We start from the raw sequence: 18,516 nt of genomic DNA on the forward strand, positions 1-18,516 counted from the left end.
GTCGCCCCACGATCAGCCTGATCGGGGGAGGCTTTTGCTTCGGGCATGACGCTCGAATGGCGTCTCACCCCTCGTCCGCCGCGATGAGGTGGAAGAAGCTCCCCCCCACATATCCGACCCGATGACCGGCCAAGCCCTGATCCGTGCCCTCCGCGTCGGTGACGCGGGCCAGGGCATCCGCCGCCGCGGCGACTGGCGAGAGTTCGCTGGCATAGTGGAATTCGTGGCCGACGACCCGTGCACCCTGCCGGCCCAGCGGGCCGTCGCTGCAGAGCCGGGCGACGCGATAGCCGAGATGCAGCTTCCGCTTGCGGTAGGACGTGGCGACCGGCAACAAGCCCGCCATGGCGTGGGTGGTGCCGTCCGCATCCTCGAGGGTGCGCCCGAGGACCATGTAGCCGCCGCACTCGCCGTGGATCGGGCGCGTGGTCGCGAAGGCGCGCAGGCCCTCGAGGAATCGAGTGGCGGCGGCAAGTTGGCCCGCATGCAACTCCGGATAGCCGCCCGGTAGCCAGCAGGTGTCGCACGACTCGGCCGGCGCCTCGTCGGCGAGCGGGGAGAAGGGTACAATTTCGGCCCCGGCCAGACGCCAGCCGGCTTCGAGGTGCGGGTAGAGGAAGCTGAACGCCGCATCGCGGGCCACGGCGATGCGTTGCCCAGGGGGGCGCGGCAGGATTCCGGCTGACGCGGCGGCGCCGCCGCCCGCGCAGGCGAGCACGGCGTCGAGATCGATGCCGGCTTCGGCGAGGTCGGCCAGCCGGTCGAGGCGCGCTTCGAGATCGGCGGTCTCGCCGGCCTGAGCGAGGCCGAGATGGCGCTCGGGCAGGACCAGCTCGGCATCGCGCATCAGCACGCCGAGGACCGGAAGCCCCACGCGCTCCATGCCGGCCTCCACCAGCCGGCGGTGGCGGGCACTGGCAACTTTGTTGAGGATCACCCCGGCGATGCGGATCCGCGAGTCGTAGAGCTTGCAGCCGAGCGCCACGGCAGCTGCCGACTGCGCCGCGCCGGAGACGTCGACCACGAGCACCACCGGCCAGCCGTAGCGGGCCGCGATGTCGGCATTCGCCCCGGTCCGGCTCTCCGCCGCCCGGACGCCGTCGAACAGGCCCATCGAGCCCTCGGCGACCACGATGTCGGCCTGCGCGGCCGTTTCACCCGCCAGCGCGTCGAGGAGGCCGGGCGCCATGGCGAAGCTGTCGAGATTGAAGCTCGGCTGTCCTGTGGCTGCGCGATGGAAAGCCGGATCGATATAGTCCGGCCCGCATTTCGCACCCCGGACGCGCAGGCCCCGCCGGCTCAGCGCCCGCATCAGCGCCAGCGTGACGGTGGTCTTGCCGGAACTCGAGCGCGGCGCCGCGACCAGGAGGCCGGGGGCGCTCATACTGCGCGCCCCACGGTCCCGCCCGGCCGGCAGGGACGTCCGTAATCGGGCGCGTAGAGCGCACTCTCGCGGAAATCGGCGGCGCCGAGAGCCGGACCGACGAGGATCAGAGCGGTGCGTTCGAGACCGGCCTCGGCGACGAGGGCCGGCAGCCCGGCGAGGTCGCCGACCAGGGCCCGCTCATCCGGCCAGGAGGCGCGGAACACTGCGGCGGCCGGGCAAGCGGCGCCGTAGAACGGGATCAGCTCGGTCGCGACCTTCTCCACGACGTGGATCGAGAGGTGGACCGCCAGCGTCGCCCCGGTGGCCGCAAAGGCCGCCAGCGTCTCGCGCTCCGGCATCGCGCTCGCCCGGCCGGAGGTGCGGGTCAGCACGACGGATTGCGACATGCCCGGCACAGTCAGCTCCCGGCGCAGCAGGGCAGCGGCGGCCGCGAAGGCCGGGACGCCCGGGGTCACCGTGTAGGCGATGCCGAGCCGGTCGAGCCGGCGCATCTGCTCGGCCAGCGCGCTCCAGATCGACAGGTCGCCCGAATGCAGCCGCGCCACATCCTGCCCGCGCGCGTTCGCAATCTCGATCTCGGCCATGATCGCGTCGAGGTCGAGGGGTGCTGTGTCGACGATGCGCGCACTCGGCGGGCACCAGCCCAGGATCTCGGGCGCCACCAGGGATCCCGCATAGAGGCAGACCGGGCAGGCGGCGATGCGGTCGCGGCCGCGTACCGTGATCAGGTCGGCAGCGCCGGGGCCGGCGCCGATGAAATGGACGGTCATGTGTGCCGGGCTATGGGGTGCAGGACGGCGAGGGCGCAGGTTGCGCCACCGCTGGCGATACGGGGAAGGGCGAGGTGGCTGCCCGGTCCCGCCGCCGCCAGGGCCGCCGCCTCGGCGAGCGAGCCGACTCCACGCAGGCGTTCGATCCGGGCAGAGCGCGTGACGATGTTCGGATCGCAGGCTTCAAGGGCCCTCGGTTCGACCGGGCAGGGCGAGAGGCCGAATTCCGAGGCCGCCTGGCGGATGGACGGTTCCGCAGCCCGGTCGGCTGCGGTGGCGATCGCTGCGAGGTCTGTGCGCGCGGCGCCGATCGTGCCGAGCGCACGGCTGATCAGCGCGGCGATCTCGTCGGCGCCCGTGCCACGACGGAACCCGACCCCGGCGACGATCCGGTCGGTCATGGCTTGGTCCAGGCCCATTGGGTCACCGGCATCGCGGGCCGCCAGCCGTGCAGGCCGCCCACCGGACTCGCGCGGTCGACCGAGAACCGCCGCAGACTGCCGCCATGGTTCGCGAAGGCCGCGAGCAGGGCGGCCTCGCCCTCCAGCGTCACGGCGTTGGCGACGCAGCGCCCGCCCGGCCGCAACGCGGCGAGGGCCGTCGTCAGGATACCGGGCTCCGAGACGCCGCCGCCGATGAAGATTGCGTCCGGATTGGTCAGGCCGGCGAGCGAAGCCGGGGCCGCGCCGGTGACTACCGCTAGATCCGGAACGCCCATAGCCTGCGCGTTCCGAAGGATCCGCTCGGCCCGGTCGGGGCGCGCCTCGATGGCGGTGGCCCGCAGGCTCGGGTCGCGCAGCATCCACTCGATCGCGATCGAGCCCGCACCGGCCCCAACATCCCAGAGATGCAGACCCGGATGTGGCCGCAGGGCCGCGAGCGTCATCGCCCGGATCTCGGCCTTGGTGAGTTGCCCGTCATTCTCGAAGAGGCCGTCGTCGAGGCCGGGCGCCAGCGGCAGCGCGCGTCCTGCACCGTCGACGGTGATCGCCACGGTGTTGAGCGGGTCGATTGCCGGGAGATCAAAGGCCTCGGCTTTTGCCGCACGGATCCGCTCGCGCGGACCGCCCATCGCCTCCAGGACGGTGAGGGTCGACGTGCCGAAGCCGCGCTCGGTCAGCATCGCGGCCAGTGCCGCCGGCGTCGTGCCGTCCCAGGACAGCACGAGGAGGCGCGCGCCCGGCTGGATATGCGGGATGATCCGTGCCAGCGCCCGGCCATGCAGGGTGACGAGGCCACATTCGGCCAATGGCCAGCCGAGCCGCGCGCAGGCGAGGCTGAAGGCCGAAGGTTGGGGGAAGGCCCGGATCTCGGCGGGCGGCACCAGCCGGGCGATCTCAGCGCCGATCCCGTAGTGGAACGGATCGCCGGTGGCGAGAATGCAGGTCGGATTCCCCCGTCGGGCCAGGATTTCCGGATAGGCCTCGTGGATCGGGCTCGGCCAGGGCGGGGCGTCGGCGTCGAGGGGTGCAGCCAGATCCAGGTGGCGGCGACCGCCATAGACCACCCGCGCGGCGTCGAGCGCGGCGGCGGCTGCCGGCGCGAGCCCGGCCCGCCCGTCCTCGCCGATGCCGACGATCGCGCCCCAGCGCCCGGCCGCAGGCGGGCTCGACAGGGGCTCAGCGCTCATGGACAAGGCCCCCATGACCGGTGGCGCGATGCGAATCCTGATCCTCGGCGGCACCGGCGAGGCGAGCGCCCTGGCACGGGCTTTGGCAGGTCGGGCAGATTGCGCCGTGACTCTGTCCCTCGCCGGCCGGACCGCTGCGCCGAAGATCGAGCCTGTCCCGACCCGGATCGGCGGATTCGGTGGTGCCGAGGGCCTTGCTGCGTTTTTGCGCCGCGAGCACATCGACCGTCTGATCGACGCGACCCATCCCTTCGCGGCGACCATCTCGGGCAACGCTGTTGCCGCAGCGGTGGCGGCGGGCGTGAAGCTGCTGGCGATCCGCCGGCCGGCCTGGCGTCGCGAGCCCGGCGATCTCTGGACCGAGGTACACAGCATGGAGGAGGCGGTCGCCGCGCTCGGGCGTGAACCCCGGCGCGTGTTCCTGACGATAGGCCGGCAGGAAGCCGGCGCCTTCGCAGCGGCCCCGCACCATGCCTACCTCGTACGCACGGTCGAGCCGCTGGAGGGTGCGCTGCCGGTGCCGCACCTCACCGCCATCGAGGCACGCGGGCCGTTCGATGCGGCGGCCGAGGCGGATCTGATGCGCACCACCCGCACCGAGATCCTGGTCAGCAAGAATTCCGGCGGCGCGGCGACCTACGGCAAGATCGCGGCGGCGCGCAGCCTCGCGATTCCCGTGATCATGGTGTGCCGGCCGGAGAAGCCCGAGGTTGCGAGCGTCCCCAACGCCGCGGGCGCACTGCGCTGGCTCGATGCCGGCGATCATACCGGTCCCGCGACTTTGCGCGACGTGTAGACGAAGGGCAGTCCGTCGGTTCGCGGAATCAGCCGCGTGGTCGAGGCGCCGAGGATCACCATCGTGGCCATGTCGGCCGGCACGTCCCGTGCCTCGGCGAGGGTCGACACCCGGATCGCCTCGTCCGGCCGGCTGATCGCGCGGGCGAACATCACCGGTGTCTCGGGCGCCCGGATGGTGGCCGCGTGTTCGAGCGCTGCCCCGAGCTGCCAGGGCCGCGCGGTGGAGATCGGGTTGTAGAGCGCGATCACGAAATCGGCGCGCAGCACGGCGTCGAGCCGGGCGATGACCACCGGCCAGGGTTTCAGATTGTCCGACAGGGACAAGGCGCAGAAGTCGCCGCCCAGCGGCGCCCCGAGCCGGGCTGCGGCGGCCAGCATCGCCGTGATCCCAGGCTCGACCGTGATGGAGAGGTCGCGCCATCCGGGCTCGCCGTGTTCCACCGCCTCGAACACCGCCGAGGCCATGGCAAACACGCCGGGATCGCCGCCCGACACCACCGCGACCCGGCGGCCGGCGGCGGCAAGCTGCAGGGCGTGGCGGGCGCGGTCGACCTCGACGCGGTTGTCGCTGGCATGCCGGATCAGGCCCGGACGCTCGGGCACGCGGGCCACGTAGGGAAAGTACCCGACCAGATCCTCAGCAGCGTCGAGAGCCCGGCGGGCGGACTCCGTCAGCAGCCCCGGATCCCCGGGGCCGAGGCCGACCACCGTAAGGCTGCCGCTCACGGCCGCCGCCCCTCGCCGGGCAGGAGGACCATAGAGAAGTAGGGGGCGTCGTCATCCGCCTTGTCGGCGAGCATCACGACGCGCTCGCCCGCCATCGTGCCGCGCTCGACATAGATCGCGCGATCGATGAGCCCGGCGGCGGTCAGCGCAGCGCGGACCTTCGGCAGGTGTCGACCGAGCTTCATCAGCACGGCGGCGTCGGTGCCGCGCAGGCGCTCGGTGAGCGCGTCGAGCGGCAACGTCGCCGGCAGGACCGTCAGGATGTCGTCGCCCCAGGTGATCGGCGTGCCGGCCCGGGTCCAGCAGCCGGACATGCCGGTGACGCCCGGCACCACCTCGACGGGAAAACGGTCTTTGAGGCGCCGCCACAGATGCATGAACGAGCCGTAGAAGAACGGGTCGCCCTCCGACAGGATCGCGACGTCGCGCCCTGCGCCGAGATGGTCGGCGAGCTGTCCGGCCGCGTCGTCGTAGAAGGCTGCGAGCGCTGCCACGTAATCCGGGTGCTCCGGATGAATCTCGGTGGTGTAGGGATAAGCCAGCGGCATCTCCCGGGCCGGGTCGTGCAGGATTGCGTCCGCGATGGTGCGGGCATTGCCGCGCCGGCCGCGCTTGCAGAAATGCACCAGCACCGGCGCGCGCATCAGGATGCGCTGCGCCTTGACGGTGAGCAGTTCCGGGTCACCCGGACCCATGCCGACCCCGTAGAGGGTACCGGTGACGGCGGCAGCGGGCATCTCCTCGACGGGGGCTTCGACGCGTTCGAACCCGTCCATCACTCGACCTCGCAGGCCAGCGCGTTGACGGCCGCAGCGGTCATGGCGCTGCCGCCGCGGCGGCCGTGAACGACGACGAACGGGACCCGGCCGTCCCGGGCCAGCGCGTCCTTGGACTCGGCGGCGCCGACGAAGCCGACCGGGATGCCGATCACCGCGGCCGGCGGCTTCACGCCGGCATCAAGCAATTCGAGCAGGCGAAACAGGGCTGTCGGGGCGTTGTCCACCGCCACGATGCTGCCCGGCAGGTGTTCGCGCCACAGCTCCATGGCGGCGGCCGAGCGCGTGGTGTTGAGGCTTTTGGCGAGATCCGGCACGCGCGGGTCGCCGAGGGTGCAGACGACGGGATTGTTGGCCGGCAGCCGCGTCCGGGTGACGCCGTCGGCAACCATCCGGACATCGCACAGGATCGGGGCCCCGGCCTGGAGCGCCGCCACACCGGCCTCGGCGAAGCCGTCCGACATTTCCACGTCGGCGGGGAGGTCGGTCATGCCACAGGCGTGGATCATGCGCACGACCACGCGCTCGGCCGCCCCAGACCAGCGCACGAGGTCGGCCTCGGCCCGGATCATCGCGAAGGAGCGCGCGTAGATCGCGGCGCCGTCACGGATATATTCGTAGCGAGAGGTGGCCTCCGGCTCCGAACCTGCCTGGCGCAGGGCATTCTGGCTCGCGCTCATGCCGGACTCCCGTTCCTCCCAATATCGGTCATGGCGCGATCCGGCGCGAAGGCGGCGGCGAGCCCGATTGTCTTGGCCCTTCCTAACCGCTCCAGTACCGCATCGATAGGGAGGTGCATGGCCGGCTCATCGCCTGGCGCACCGCCGATGACAGTACCGTACAGTCCCGCCCGGCCTATCAGCGTCAGATCTGCGGGACCCGGCTTGGCGCAGCCCTTCGCGCAGCCTGAGACATGGGCCGAGCGCCCCGCCGCGGCCAGCGACCCGAAAGCCTGCGCGAGAAGCGCGGCATCCGCGAGCGTCGATGTCGACCCGGACGCACAGGCCGGCGCGCCCGTGCAGGCGGCGACGCTGCGACGGGGGTCGTCGGGTGCGACGATGAAGTTTTCCGCCAGTGCCGTCAGATCGGCGGCAGACGGATTTTTGAGCAGCAGCACGAAGCCGCGGGCCGGTGACAAGCGGATCTCGTCCGTGCCGAGGCGGGAGGCGAGATCGGCGAGGTCATCGAGGGCATTGGCCGTGCAGCGTCCGAACGGCGCATCCGCGGTGAGAACGGCCATGCCGGGCGCCAGCCATCGGGTGCCGGCTGGCGGTGAGAAGGGCACTGCGCGTGGAGAGACAGCGTCGGACATCCCCTCCCGTCCGGGAGAGGGAACCCGCGTCTGCATCGCAAGCCGCACGGCATCCGCCACTGCGCCGAACGCATCCGGCGGGAGATCGCGCATACGTCGCCGTCCGGTCCGGACGAAGGCCTCCAGCAGCGCCACGACGACGGCCGGCGTCTCCCCCTCGGTACAGGTGGCGACATCGTGAAAACCCTGTCCCGCGGCAATCGCGATCGCGATGCCGCCGGAGGCACGCGGCGACACGTAGGCATCGCCGTCCGGCCTCTCTGCCTCGGGGCGGCCTTCGACCACCACCAGCATCTTGGCCGGTAGTCCCGGAACTGCGAGCCCCGCTGCCTCGATGGCGCGGGCGAGGGTCGGGACGTCGAGCGTCTCGGCCGGATCGTGGCCGGCTAGGGGGCTGGTCAGCGTCAGGCGCTGCGGGCCGCCATCGGCCCGCGTGTCGCCGAGACCGGCAGCTTCCAGCATGCGGGCGAGCGGTGCGCGGGTCGCCTCCGAGACGCCGCGGATCTGAAGGTTGGCGCGGGCGGTGAGGTCGAGATGGCCGTTGCCGAAGCGGCGCGCGCCCTCGGCCACCGCGCGCGCCTGCGGCACGGTCAGGATCCCCAGGGGCGGATGCACGCGGGCCAGCAGGCCATCCCCGGTGGGCATGGGCCGGCTGAGCCCGGGACACCAGCCCCGGCGTGCAGGCGCCTGCGGAAGAACGCGGCGATGCGCGGAGACGCTCATTCGGCGGCCTCCGGCATCAGCGCGTCGGCTGGCAGCGCGTTGCGCTGGCTGTGCCACAGGCCGCGGTCGCGCGCCTCGTCGAACCGCTCCAGGATGGCCCGGGTCGCGTCCGGGTTGGCTGTCCGCAGGCGGTCGAACACCTCAGGGTCGGCGATCCAGGCGGCGTAGAGGCGGTCGAACCCGGCATCGGTCACGGCGTCGCTGGCGGCGGCGAGCACGAACACCGCGTCGAGCCCCTGGGCCAGCTCCTGAGCGCCCCGGTAGCCGTGGCGCAGCTGCGCCGCGATCCAGCGCGGATCGGCCAAGCGTCCACGGATCAACCGGGCGGCATCCTCCCGGGCGGTGCGGGTCTTCGGCCGCTCGGGAACCGATACATCGAGGCTGTAGAGATTGGGGCTGGCGCCTTGAAGCGTGGCGGCGGCCGCGAAACCGCCCATGGCGTCCACCGCGGCATCGCCGTCCAACAGGTCGCGCTCGGCCACGTCGAAGGCGTGCAGGTAGGCATCCGCCGCTGCGACCCGCGCGCCGAAGGTCGCATCCGGTCCCTCACGGTCGCCATAGGCATGGCTGCTTGCCGCGAGATAGGCCCGACCGAGATCGCCCCGGTTGTCCCAGGCGCCGTCGAGGGCGGTGGCGGCGGTGCCGGCCCCGTATCGGCCGGGAGCCGCGCCATAGACCCGGGCAACCGCCTCGCCGCGGCGTCGAGCCGCAGCCAGGGGGTTTTCGAGATCCTCCTCGTCCCGGTCGGCCACCGCCCGGGCGGCGCGGTCGAGGAGCGCCAGCGTGTCCGGGAAGGTGTCGCGGAACGCACCCGAGACGCGCATGGTCACGTCGATCCGGGGGCGATCGAGCATGGCAAGGGGCAGCACCTCGAAGCCTGTGACCCGGGTGCTGGCATGGTCCCAGACCGGCCGCACGCCCATCAGTGCCAGGGCGTGGGCGACATCCTCGCCACCGGTGCGTAGGGTTGGCGACGCCCAGAGATCCATGACGATCCGGGCCGGGTACTCGCCCTCGTCCTGGAGGTAGCGGGTCACCACCGAGGCGGCGGCGCGTTCGCCCAATAGCGCCGCGGCGCGGCTCGGAATCGCCCGGGGATCGAGGGTCGCGAGATTGCGCCCGGTGGGCAGCACGTCGGCCCGGCCACGCGACGGCGAGCCCGCGGGGCCCGGCGGCACGAAGCGGCCGTCCAGAGCAGCCAGGAGTCCCGCCCGCTCGCCGGCAGCGCTTGCCGTGACAGGTTCGAGCGCAGCGTCGTGGGCCCGTCCGAACACGTGCAGGCCGTCGCGGAACGTGGTCTCGCCGAGGTCGCAGAGATGGGCGTCGAGGCGGGTCAACGCCTCCTCCATCGGTGTGTCGGGGCCGATGCCGGCGCCGTCGAGCAGCCCGGCGGCGTCCGCATCTTCCAGGATCGCGCCGGCGATCAGGCCGGCCCGGCGCGGATCAAGCACGCTGGCGGCGGAGTACTCCTCCACCAGCTCGCGCAGACGCGCAGCCTCGGGCGACAGGGCATGCACCTCCGTGTCGGGCGTGAGGTGGCCGAGGGCGATCCCGCCCAGGCGACGCTTGAGCGGGGCGGCTTCGCCCGGATCGTCAACGATGAATGGGTAGATCACCGGCAGCCCGCCGACGCAGAGCGCCGGAAAGCAGTCCGGCGACAGAGCCACCGCCTTGCCGGGCAGCCATTCGGTGGTGCCGTGGGTCCCGAGCTGCACCAGCGCATCGAACTCGCGGCGAAGCCCGAGGTGGAACGCCAGGTAGGCGTGGGTCGGGATCCGTTCCGGATCGTGATAGCCGGTTTTCCGGTCGGCATCGCGGCCGCGGTCGGGCTGGAGGAAGAGGGCGAGTCGGCCCCCTTCGGCCAAGACCGACGGGGGAAGGTGCGCGGCCTCGGCCGTGACCATTCGGAACCAGAACATGCCGTCGCGGCAGGTCGGATCGGCGGCGGGCTCACCCCAGGATTCGATGAGCGCATCGCGCGTGTCTGCCGGCAGCCCGGCAAGCCAAGCGCCATAATCGGCGAGCGGTACCGTGAACCCCGCCTCGCCCGCGGTGAGCGCCTGCATCAGCGCGCCCGACTCGGGCAAATCGCCGGTCGCGTACCCCGCCTGGGCAAGATCCAACAGGATCGCGCGGGCGCTCTCGGGCGTGTCGAGGCCCACCGCGAAGCCGGCCCTGCCGCCGCGGGCGGGATAATCCGACAGGACCACGGCCACCCGCCGCTCGGCGCGGAGCTGGCCGGCGAGGCGCAGCCAGCCCGCCGCCCGCTCGGCCAGAGCGTCGATGCCGGCGGGATACGGTACGGCCCGGCGCTCGGCGAACCCGGCGACCTCCGGGGCTTCCTCTTTGAAGGAGATCGGGAAGCCGGAGAGCCGTCCATCGAATTCCGGCAGGGCGACCTGCATGGCGAGGTCCGCGGCCCCGAGACCGCGGGCCGAGGCTTCCCAGGCCGCCCGGGGCGATCCGACGGTGAAGGCCTGAAGCACCGGACAATCGGCACCGTCGAGCACGAAATCGATCCCGTCCTCCCGCGCCGAGAAGGCGGTGGCGGCGATGACGAGATCCGGCTTGCGGGTCCGCACGGCCTCGGCCACGGCCGTGGCAGCCCCTGGCTCCTTGAGGCTCGAGACCGCCATCGGCAGCACGCCGATGCCGCGGGCGCGCAGGGCGGCGGCCAGGGCGTGGAACAGCGCCGCATCGCCGCCCAGCACCGCGGAGCGGTAGACCAGCAGCAGAGCCAACGGTGTTGTCGCCGTTTGCCGGGTTGTCAGCGGCACCGCCGTCTCGGCGGCGTCGATCGCGGTGGCCAACGGCAGCACGCCGCAGCCTGCGCACCAGGGAAAGCCACGCGGCAGCGGCTGGGGTGGTTCGACCGCCCCGCCAGCGCCGATCCGAGCCGCCAGCAGCCGCAGCATCCGACGGAGATTCTCCGGACCGCCAGCCCGGAAATAGCCGTCGAGCTCATCAGCAAAGTGCGGGTCTGTGGAGAAGCCGGCGAGCCGCGGGTCCGGCCGGTCGTCGCCCGGCAGCACCGCCAGCACGACTCCATATGCCCGCGCCGCGGCGGCGCAGCGCTCGATCCCGTAACGCCAGTAATCCAGGCCGCCGAGGCAGCGGATCACCACGAGCTTCGCCCGGGACACCACGCGCTCGACATAGAGATCGACCGACATCGGATGCCGGAGCTTGGCGAGCGTGGCGAGCCGCAGGCTCGGCAGGCCCGGCTCGGCGGCCTTGGCCAGTCCGATCCCGGCAAGGTCGCTGTCGGTGAACGACAGCACGACGAGGTCTCCGGGCTCCTGCCCAAGATCCACGGCCGCCTCGCCCTCGTCGAGGGAGACGGTATCGATACGGACAAGATGCATGGCGCGCCTCCTAGGCCGCGCCGAAATGGGCGCGCGCGCAGCGTCTCAGCGAGGGAGCGCGCGCGAGCTCCGTCATCCCGCGAGCGCCGCGGCGACGGCGCCCTGGTCGAACCCCTTCAAGCCGATCACCACGAGGCGCCCGTCACGGCTCTCGCCCGCCCGCCAGGGCCGGTCGAAATGGTGGACGACGCGTCGGCCGACGCCCTGCACCACGAGGCGCATGGCCTTGCCCTCGACCTCGGCAAACCCCTTGATGCGCAAGACGCCCGCGGCTTCCGCAGCTTTTTCGACCCGGGCCGCCAGGTCGCCGGCCGTGATGGCCGGGCGGATCGGGAGGGCCACGGTCTCGAAGTCGTCGTGGTCATGATCCTCGCCGTCGCCGTGATGCGAGGGACGGGCGTCGAGGTCGTCCTCGGCGGCGGCGCCCAGCCCGAGCAGCACCAGCGGATCGATCGCACCGTTCTCGGTCTCGACCACCTTCACGGCGCGGGGCAGGTGCCCCTCGACTTCAGCGCGCACCCGTGCCCGGGTCTCGGCATCAAGCAGGTCGGACTTGTTGAGCACGACAAGGTCCGCGCAGAGGAGCTGGTCCTCGAACACCTCCTCCAGCGGGTTGTCGTGGTCGACCGCGGTATCGGCGGCGCGCTGGGCGGCGAGCGCCTCGGGATCCTCCGCGAAGGCGCCGGCGGCGACGGCTGGTCCGTCCACCACGGCGACGACGCCATCGACGGTGACCCGCGAGCGGATCGCAGGCCATTGGAACGCCTGGACCAGCGGCTTCGGGAGGGCGAGGCCGGAGGTCTCGATCAGGATATGCTCCGGCGGCTCGGCCCGGCCGAGCAGCGTCTCCAGCGCCGGCACGAAATCGTCTGCCACGGTGCAGCAGATGCAGCCGTTCGGCAGCTCGACGATGGCATCCTCGGTGCAGCCCTCGACACCGCAGGCGGCCAGGAACGACTTATCGAAGCCGACATCGCCGAACTCGTTGACCAGGATCGCCAGGCGGCGGCCCTTCGCGTTTTCGATCACGTGGCGGACCAGCGTCGTCTTCCCGGCGCCGAGGAAGCCGGTGACGATGGTGCAGGGGATCTTGGTCACGATGGTCATTCCGCAGCCTCCAAGGTGCCGGCCGGAAGCGGGCGGGGATCGGGAAACGGCGGGATCCGGGCGATCACGCCGGTCTTGAAGGCAGCGGGCCGCTCCCGCCACGGCACGATGCCGTCCTGCGTGGCCGCGTAGGACGAGAGGCCGCCGAGGATAATCGCGGCGGACTCGATCGGGTCCATGTCGCCGTAGACGTAGGTCCATCGGTTTTCGGAGGCGACCGCCACCGAGCAGGGCCGCTTGCACACCGACAGGCATTCGACCCCCTCGATCCGCAGGTCCGGCGCCGCGTTGCCCGCACGCAGGGCGTCGAGCAGGCGCGCCCCGGCTCGGGGGCCGTCCGGGTCGTCGCCCGGGCGGCGGCAGGTGGTGCAGACGTAGAGGACGGTCTCAGGCATGGGCCGTCCCGCGCGCCGGACCCCGGGCGAAAGCCTGCCAAGCCCATCCGAAGCCGAGGCCGATCAGCAGCCAGAAGACGAAGCTGATCGCCAGCGACCGGGCCGCGAACTGTGCCGCCAGCGCCGCCGGAAGCTCGGAGGCGGCCTCGGGTGCCTGCGGCGCGCCAACCACGTGCGGGGCGATGATCAGCACGAGCCCGCCCATAGTGGCGATCAGCGAGCGCCGGATCGCGATCAGGTACAGGCCCATGCCGGTGGCGGCCGCCGTCATCACCCACCACGCTTGTCGGGTGGCCAGTGGCGCGGCCTCGCTGCCCGGCAGTTCCGGCGGCAACCCGAGTCCCGGGGCGAGGGCGACGCTGGCGAAGCCCGCGATCGCGAAGGCGACGCCCACCTGCCGGGTCGGCTCCCGACCGCAGGCGAGGATCGCCGCACCGAGCAACAGGGCATAGCCCACCGCGCCAACGAGGGTCGCCAACGCCGTGAACGCCATACGAGGCAGGCCCTCGCCGGGCTGCCACTCGGGCGCGGTATCCGGCGCGGCGTGATCGTGTCCGGCATGAGCCAGGACGATCGGGAGGCCGCGCTCGGCCTGATGCGTCTCGTGATTCTCGTAACGCTCGGCCGCCACGATGAGCGGCGAAGTCAGCGTCAACTCAAGGCCAGTCACGACGACGGCCGCGAGGAAGCCGGCGGCCAGAGCCGCCGACAGAAGCCGGATGATCATCCCTGGGGTAGGGGCGTCAGTGGCAGGGAAAGTTCTGGGTATGCCGGAAATCGTGCGCGGCGTTGTGCAGCGCGATCGCCGGCGAGAAGCCCGCCATGAACAGCAGGCCGAGGCCCAGGAAGGCCGCCAGCGCAACGGCGACCGGGCGCTCCGCGGCGCGGGGGCCGGTGGTGACGGGGGCAAGGGTCGAGGTGGTCATCAACATGTCTCCAGCCGCCCCACCGGCGGCATTGCGGGATCTCATCGCGACGGCAGGTCTCCTGGCTCGCGGCTCGGCGCGCCTGCCGCCTTCCCGGATCGCTCCGGTGGCCACTGGCAGACGCTCGCCGCTCACAGTTGCGGGGGCAGCCGCGGATTCGGAACTTGCGTTCCTCACCGCATTCCCTTTTCACCCCGTCGCCGGGGCACCGTCACGCCATCGTTGTAGACGCATGACAGCTCTCGCACAACGGAGGCGCGGCGGAATCGTTTCCGACCCTTCAGGAAACGGCGCGGACATGCAGGTCGAGCGGCGGCGACGGGACGGCAACCGTTTCCGTGAGCGGGACGCCAAGATGGGATTGTACCCCCAGCGCACCCTCAGCGGCGCGAGCCGTGGCGACCGCATCCTGACGGTCCCGGCTGCAGCATTCTACCCGAACACAAGAGCGTGATGTCGATGCGTACCTTGTCGCTGGTCTTGTCGCCGGTCCTAGCAGTCCTGGCGGCTGCGTCCTTACCTGCCCGGGCCGATGACAGCGTTGTCGCGCTCGCGGCCGGCGGCCTCGTTCTGGAGAAGACCGACAAAATCGCTTTGGTCTCCGAGGATCTATACCTGTCGGAGAAAGCCGTGCGGATCGACTACCGGCTCCGCAATCTGACCGACACGGATGTCGAGACGACCATCGCATTCCCGATGCCCGACATCACCGGGGATCCCGCGCGGCTCGCCTCGATCCCTGATCCGGCGCATGACAATTTCCTCCGGCTCGCCACCACGGTCGAGGGCCAGCCTGCGGCCTCGCAGGTCGAGCAACGCGCCTTCTCGCTCCGGAATGGAAAGACGCCGATCGACATCACCGATCGGCTGAGAGCCCTGTCCATTCCGCTGGTGCCGACCGTCGAGGCGACGGAGGAGGCCTTGCGCCGCCTCGGCGAGACCCAGCGTTTGGCCCTGATTGCGGACGGCATCCTGGTGCGGCAGGAGCACAAGGACGGCACGCTCGCGGATGTGCCGCTCTGGACACTCACATCGACGTTCTGGCGCCGGCAGGTTTTCCCGGCCGGCCGGGAGATCGCGGTCCGGCAGAGCTACGTGCCAAGCCTGGGTGGACAATCCAGCCTGTCCTACGGCTCCCCGGACCTGGATCCGCCGCGGAAGGCTCAGTACGCGAACCGGTACTGCACGGATCCCGCGTTCGAGAAAGCGGCCCAAGCCCTGTACCGCCGGGCGAGCGCCGACGGCAGCCGCGCGTTCCAGGCCTATGAGCAGAATCTCTCCTACGTGATTGCCTCCGGCGACAAAGAGGCCGGGCCAATCGGGACGTTCAGGCTGATCGTAGACAAGGGCGATCCGGCGACCTTGGTCTCGTTCTGCGCGCCCAACGCGAAGAAGATCGGCCCGACAACCTTCGAGTCGATCCTGAAGGACCACGTGCCCCAACGCGATATCGATGTCCTGTTCCTGAAAATCGGGACGGGCGATTGAGGCGCCGTTTTGCATCGGCGGCAAACGGCTGAGTTCCTTTCCGGAGCTGATCCGCGCGGCGGCCGAAGCGCCCAGGCTTGACGGGCCCGTCCCGATGCGGGCACCGCCGGGCGCACCGTTCGGCCGTGTCCCCGGCGCGACCGGCCCAGATCCGCCCCGGAGACATGATGGCCCCGGCAGACGCTTCGAATCTCGCCCTCGTCGAACTCGCCGTCGGCCGCCCGTCGCGGGCTGTGGTGATCGACGGCACGACGTGGCTGGAGATCGATCTCGCCGGCCGCTTCCCCGTCCATTCCGTCACCGTGGTCCTGGGCGAGGCCGGGACGCCGGCGGCCGACCACGCGATCCAGTTCTCACGGGACGGCACTGCCTGGACGGAGCCCGGCATCACGTCGAGGCGGGTTGCGGCGAATACCGGCACGGCGGTGATAGAGGCTGACGAGCGCGCCTGGGCGAGGCTGGTTCGCGTCGCGGTGTCGAAGACCGCCCCCGTCGTCGCGGCGCGGGTTTGGTCCGAGGCGGCGGCGATCGACCTGATCGCGCTGCGGGCGACGCTCGACCTCGACGTGACGCTCCTCAACGAGAAGCCGGGGGCCAACCGTTACATCGCCTACAGCCTCGAGAGTGGAGCCGATCGGGTCAGCCGCACCCTCGTCGGCCTGTCGCTGTTCGAGAACGGTGCGTTCGGCAATTGCCTCGTCCAGTACATCATCGCGATCTCGGTGGCGAAGGCACTGAATCTGAAATACATCAAGGTTCCGAAGGTCGACCGCAGCAAGGTGATCTTCCTGACCGAGCGGCTCACCCGCGACGGCATCACCTTCATTCCGCCGGACGCGGACCTGCCGGCGGACGGCTACTTCCTCTCCGGTCTTTATTTCGATCCGACACAGTTCCAGCGGCTCGTGGGACTCCATACGCCGCCGGACTCGCAGGCGATCATCCAAGAGATCATCCGCCCGCTATTCAACGGGCTGCCGGCGACCTTCCCGAAGAAGCCCGACGACCAGCTCCTGATCCATATCCGATCGGGCGACATCTTCAGCACCTGGGTCGATCCGCACTATCCGCAGCCGCCTTTCGCCTTTTACCGCATGGTCATCGACCGGCTGCACAGCGAGGGTCGGATCCGGTCGGTGAAGCTGGTCTTCGAAAACCGGCTGAACCCGGTGATCGCCGAGGTTGAGGCCTATGCGAAAGGTCTCGGCCTGCCCGTGGAGATACAGAGCGAGTCGCTCGTGGCCGATGTCGCGGCCCTGGTGGGCGGACGCTACCTCGTCTTCGGCCTGGGCACCTTCGGCCCGGCGATCTGCCACCTGTCGGACACGGTCGAGCAGGTGTTCTACTTCGCGTCCAATTGGCCGCAGGCTTTCCACGGCATCGAGACTATCCGCAAGCTGGTGGAGGTCCGGGACATCGAGGGCCGCTACATGAAGGTCGGCGAGTGGCAGAACACCGATGCTCAGCGCCGCATGATGATCGATTACCCGGCCGAGGCGCTGGCCTTCGACGACACCTGACGCTCAGGGCGTGTCCTTGAGGCGCTCGGCCGGCGCCCCGGCCGGAGGCGCGGAGCCGGCCTCGCGCGCCTTCAGGGCGTCCTGATAGAGGTTCTGGACATCGCGCTTGAAGGCGGCCCGGGAATCGTCACGGGAATAGAACATGTGCCCCCCGGGATAGACCGCAAGGCTTAGCCGACCGGCGCCGTAGGCCGGGACCTGCGCCAGCAGCAGTTTCGAGGCGTAGTACGGCGTGACGAGATCGGTGAAGCCGTGGGCCACCAGCACCCGCAGGTGTCCGTCCAGCGCGAGGGCACCCTTGAGGTTCGAGAGCACCTCCGGCGCCTGCCGGCCCGAGCCCCAGCTCCAACCGCGGTTCACCGCGTTGCTCAGCAACTCGTAACGCAGGTTCGGCACAGGCCATTTCAGCGTGCGCGCGTAGAGGTCGATCATCGCGCTGGTCAGCGGAGCCTGGAGCGCCGTGAGCTGCGGATCCTCAAAGCTCGCCTGCGCAGCGTCCGGATTCGGGTCCCAACCCGTGATGCCGGTGTCGTAGGCGCTGGTGACGCGGCCTTCCGTGCGGTCGACCTCCCGCTGGATGCTGCGGGTGGAGAGGCGCCCGGCCTGGGCGCGGACGAAAGCCGGATCGAAGCCCGTGAGCGGCGCGACCTTGTCGGTTATCCGGGCGACGGCGCCCGTATCGCTCGGGCCCTTGAGCAGGTCACTCAGATACGGCCCGGCCGCGTAGGCCTCAGCCTCGCTGAGCAGCGCCGGGGTCGGGATGGTGCCGGCCAGCTCCAGCGCACCGGCGGCCAGGGAGGGCAGCTTCAGCACGTAGCCCCACGGGTTCGCCCGCGGAGTCTCGAGCCAGCCGAAGTCCAGGACGGGCGAGAGCAGCACCATCCCTGAGAGTCCGATCCCGATCTCTTCCTGCAGCTTCTCGGTGATCAGCGGCCCTCGGAAGCCGCCATAGCTCTCGCCGACGTAAAATTTTGGGCTCGCCATCCGCTCGTTGACCCGCAGGTAGCGGGCGATGACGGCGGCGAGCGTCGAAGCATCGCTGTCGATGCTCCAGTAGGTCTTGCCGTTGCCGTCGCTGGCGCGGCTGTAGCCGGTGCCGACCGGATCGATGAAGACGAGGTCGGTGAAGTCGAGCCAAGTGCCGTCGTTCGGCGTCAGCGCCACTGCTTGGGACGGACTGATGCTGGTGCCGCCGGTGGGCAGTCGCCAGGGGCCGATCGCGCCGATATTCAGGTAGGCCGAGGCCGCGCCCGGACCTCCGTTGATCGCGAAGGTGACCGGTCGTGCGCGCCCGGCCTCCGGGGCCATGGTGTAGGCGACATAGGCGATCTCGGCCTGGAGCTTCCCGGCCTCGTCGACGAGGGGCAAGCTGCCGGCCGTGGCGGTGAAGTCGAGGGTCCGTCCGTCGGGGAGCGTGATGCTCTGCCGGGTGGTCGAATCCGGCGGCAGGCGGCGGCCTTCCGGGCCCCGCGGTGCCGGCTTCGCCTCGGCCTGTAGCCCCGCATGGTGGGCGTCCTGCGCCTGGAGCGGCAACGGCGCCGTCGCCAGGGTGAAGCCGAGCGCGAGGCGCGCGAGACGCTTGTTGAGGAGCAC

General features: G+C 71.1%; 17 protein-coding genes and 1 riboswitch. Of the genes, 3 read left to right on the forward strand and 14 right to left on the reverse strand.

Going from position 1 to position 18,516, the window contains the following annotated elements:
- Positions 1–64 precede the first annotated feature (64 nt).
- The 4 genes from AO398_RS13820 to AO398_RS13835 are packed head-to-tail and all read right to left on the reverse strand — an operon-like array spanning position 65 to position 3,787.
- Positions 65–1,384, reverse strand: a complete 1,320-nt coding sequence (locus tag AO398_RS13820) for a cobyrinate a,c-diamide synthase (RefSeq protein WP_058192684.1) — start codon at positions 1,382–1,384, stop codon at positions 65–67.
- Complete coding sequence (cobM, locus tag AO398_RS13825) at positions 1,381–2,157, reverse strand: precorrin-4 C(11)-methyltransferase (RefSeq protein ID WP_058192685.1); 777 nt, start codon at positions 2,155–2,157, stop codon at positions 1,381–1,383. The genes AO398_RS13820 and cobM overlap by 4 nt, the downstream gene beginning before the upstream one ends.
- Positions 2,154–2,558 carry a cobalamin biosynthesis protein gene (locus AO398_RS13830; RefSeq protein ID WP_244498768.1) on the reverse strand — a complete coding sequence of 135 codons (405 nt, stop codon included), beginning with the start codon at positions 2,556–2,558 and terminating at the stop codon, positions 2,154–2,156. The genes cobM and AO398_RS13830 overlap by 4 nt, the downstream gene beginning before the upstream one ends.
- Positions 2,555–3,787 carry a bifunctional cobalt-precorrin-7 (C(5))-methyltransferase/cobalt-precorrin-6B (C(15))-methyltransferase gene (locus AO398_RS13835; protein WP_058192687.1) on the reverse strand — a complete coding sequence of 411 codons (1,233 nt, stop codon included), beginning with the start codon at positions 3,785–3,787 and terminating at the stop codon, positions 2,555–2,557. Before AO398_RS13835 ends, AO398_RS13830 begins: the two co-directional genes overlap by 4 nt.
- On the opposite strand from AO398_RS13835, the gene AO398_RS13840 reads away from it, so the two are divergent.
- Entirely contained in the window at positions 3,786–4,583 is a 798-nt protein-coding gene (locus AO398_RS13840; protein WP_058192688.1) for a cobalt-precorrin-6A reductase, read from the forward strand. The genes AO398_RS13835 and AO398_RS13840 overlap by 2 nt on opposite strands.
- Here AO398_RS13840 and cobJ read toward each other — a convergent pair.
- The 9 genes from cobJ to AO398_RS13885 form a co-directional block, all read right to left on the reverse strand.
- Positions 4,550–5,311, reverse strand: coding sequence for a precorrin-3B C(17)-methyltransferase (gene cobJ, locus AO398_RS13845; RefSeq protein WP_058192689.1), 762 nt, complete (start codon positions 5,309–5,311; stop codon positions 4,550–4,552). The two genes, AO398_RS13840 and cobJ, sit on opposite strands and share 34 nt — an antisense overlap.
- Entirely contained in the window at positions 5,308–6,087 is a 780-nt protein-coding gene (locus AO398_RS13850) for a precorrin-2 C(20)-methyltransferase (protein WP_058192690.1), read from the reverse strand. The genes cobJ and AO398_RS13850 overlap by 4 nt, the downstream gene beginning before the upstream one ends.
- On the reverse strand, positions 6,087–6,767 hold the full coding sequence (locus tag AO398_RS13855) for a precorrin-8X methylmutase (RefSeq protein ID WP_058192691.1): 681 nt from the start codon (positions 6,765–6,767) through the stop codon (positions 6,087–6,089). The genes AO398_RS13850 and AO398_RS13855 overlap by 1 nt, the downstream gene beginning before the upstream one ends.
- On the reverse strand, positions 6,764–8,122 hold the full coding sequence (cobG, locus tag AO398_RS13860; RefSeq protein ID WP_058192692.1) for a precorrin-3B synthase: 1,359 nt from the start codon (positions 8,120–8,122) through the stop codon (positions 6,764–6,766). Before cobG ends, AO398_RS13855 begins: the two co-directional genes overlap by 4 nt.
- Positions 8,119–11,487: a cobaltochelatase subunit CobN gene (cobN, locus tag AO398_RS13865; RefSeq protein WP_058192693.1), complete on the reverse strand. Its 3,369-nt coding sequence runs from the start codon at positions 11,485–11,487 to the stop codon at positions 8,119–8,121. The genes cobG and cobN overlap by 4 nt, the downstream gene beginning before the upstream one ends.
- Positions 11,488–11,559: 72 nt before the next feature.
- Positions 11,560–12,594 (reverse strand): cobalamin biosynthesis protein CobW, encoded by a 1,035-nt coding sequence (cobW, locus tag AO398_RS13870; RefSeq protein WP_058192694.1) that lies wholly within the window; start codon positions 12,592–12,594, stop codon positions 11,560–11,562.
- Positions 12,591–12,989 carry a DUF1636 domain-containing protein gene (locus AO398_RS13875; protein WP_058192695.1) on the reverse strand — a complete coding sequence of 133 codons (399 nt, stop codon included), beginning with the start codon at positions 12,987–12,989 and terminating at the stop codon, positions 12,591–12,593. Before AO398_RS13875 ends, cobW begins: the two co-directional genes overlap by 4 nt.
- Positions 12,982–13,716, reverse strand: coding sequence for a CbtA family protein (locus AO398_RS13880; RefSeq protein ID WP_058192696.1), 735 nt, complete (start codon positions 13,714–13,716; stop codon positions 12,982–12,984). Before AO398_RS13880 ends, AO398_RS13875 begins: the two co-directional genes overlap by 8 nt.
- Positions 13,717–13,732: 16 nt before the next feature.
- Positions 13,733–13,915, reverse strand: a complete 183-nt coding sequence (locus tag AO398_RS13885) for a CbtB domain-containing protein (RefSeq protein ID WP_058192762.1) — start codon at positions 13,913–13,915, stop codon at positions 13,733–13,735.
- 33 nt (positions 13,916–13,948) lie between these two features.
- Positions 13,949–14,143, reverse strand: a riboswitch (cobalamin riboswitch).
- A 225-nt stretch (positions 14,144–14,368) separates the two neighbouring features.
- On the opposite strand from AO398_RS13885, the gene AO398_RS13890 reads away from it, so the two are divergent.
- Both AO398_RS13890 and AO398_RS13895 read left to right on the forward strand, forming a co-directional pair.
- Entirely contained in the window at positions 14,369–15,403 is a 1,035-nt protein-coding gene (locus AO398_RS13890) for a DUF4424 domain-containing protein (RefSeq protein ID WP_244498770.1), read from the forward strand.
- Positions 15,404–15,570: 167 nt separating this feature from the next.
- Positions 15,571–16,923 carry a discoidin domain-containing protein gene (locus tag AO398_RS13895; protein WP_058192764.1) on the forward strand — a complete coding sequence of 451 codons (1,353 nt, stop codon included), beginning with the start codon at positions 15,571–15,573 and terminating at the stop codon, positions 16,921–16,923.
- A gap of 3 nt (positions 16,924–16,926) precedes the next feature.
- Here AO398_RS13895 and AO398_RS13900 read toward each other — a convergent pair whose 3' ends face one another.
- Positions 16,927–18,516: a peptidase S10 gene (locus tag AO398_RS13900; protein ID WP_058192765.1), complete on the reverse strand. Its 1,590-nt coding sequence runs from the start codon at positions 18,514–18,516 to the stop codon at positions 16,927–16,929.

Origin of the sequence: Methylobacterium sp. GXS13, assembly GCF_001455965.1 — a bacterium.
Classification (GTDB): domain Bacteria; phylum Pseudomonadota; class Alphaproteobacteria; order Rhizobiales; family Beijerinckiaceae; genus Methylobacterium.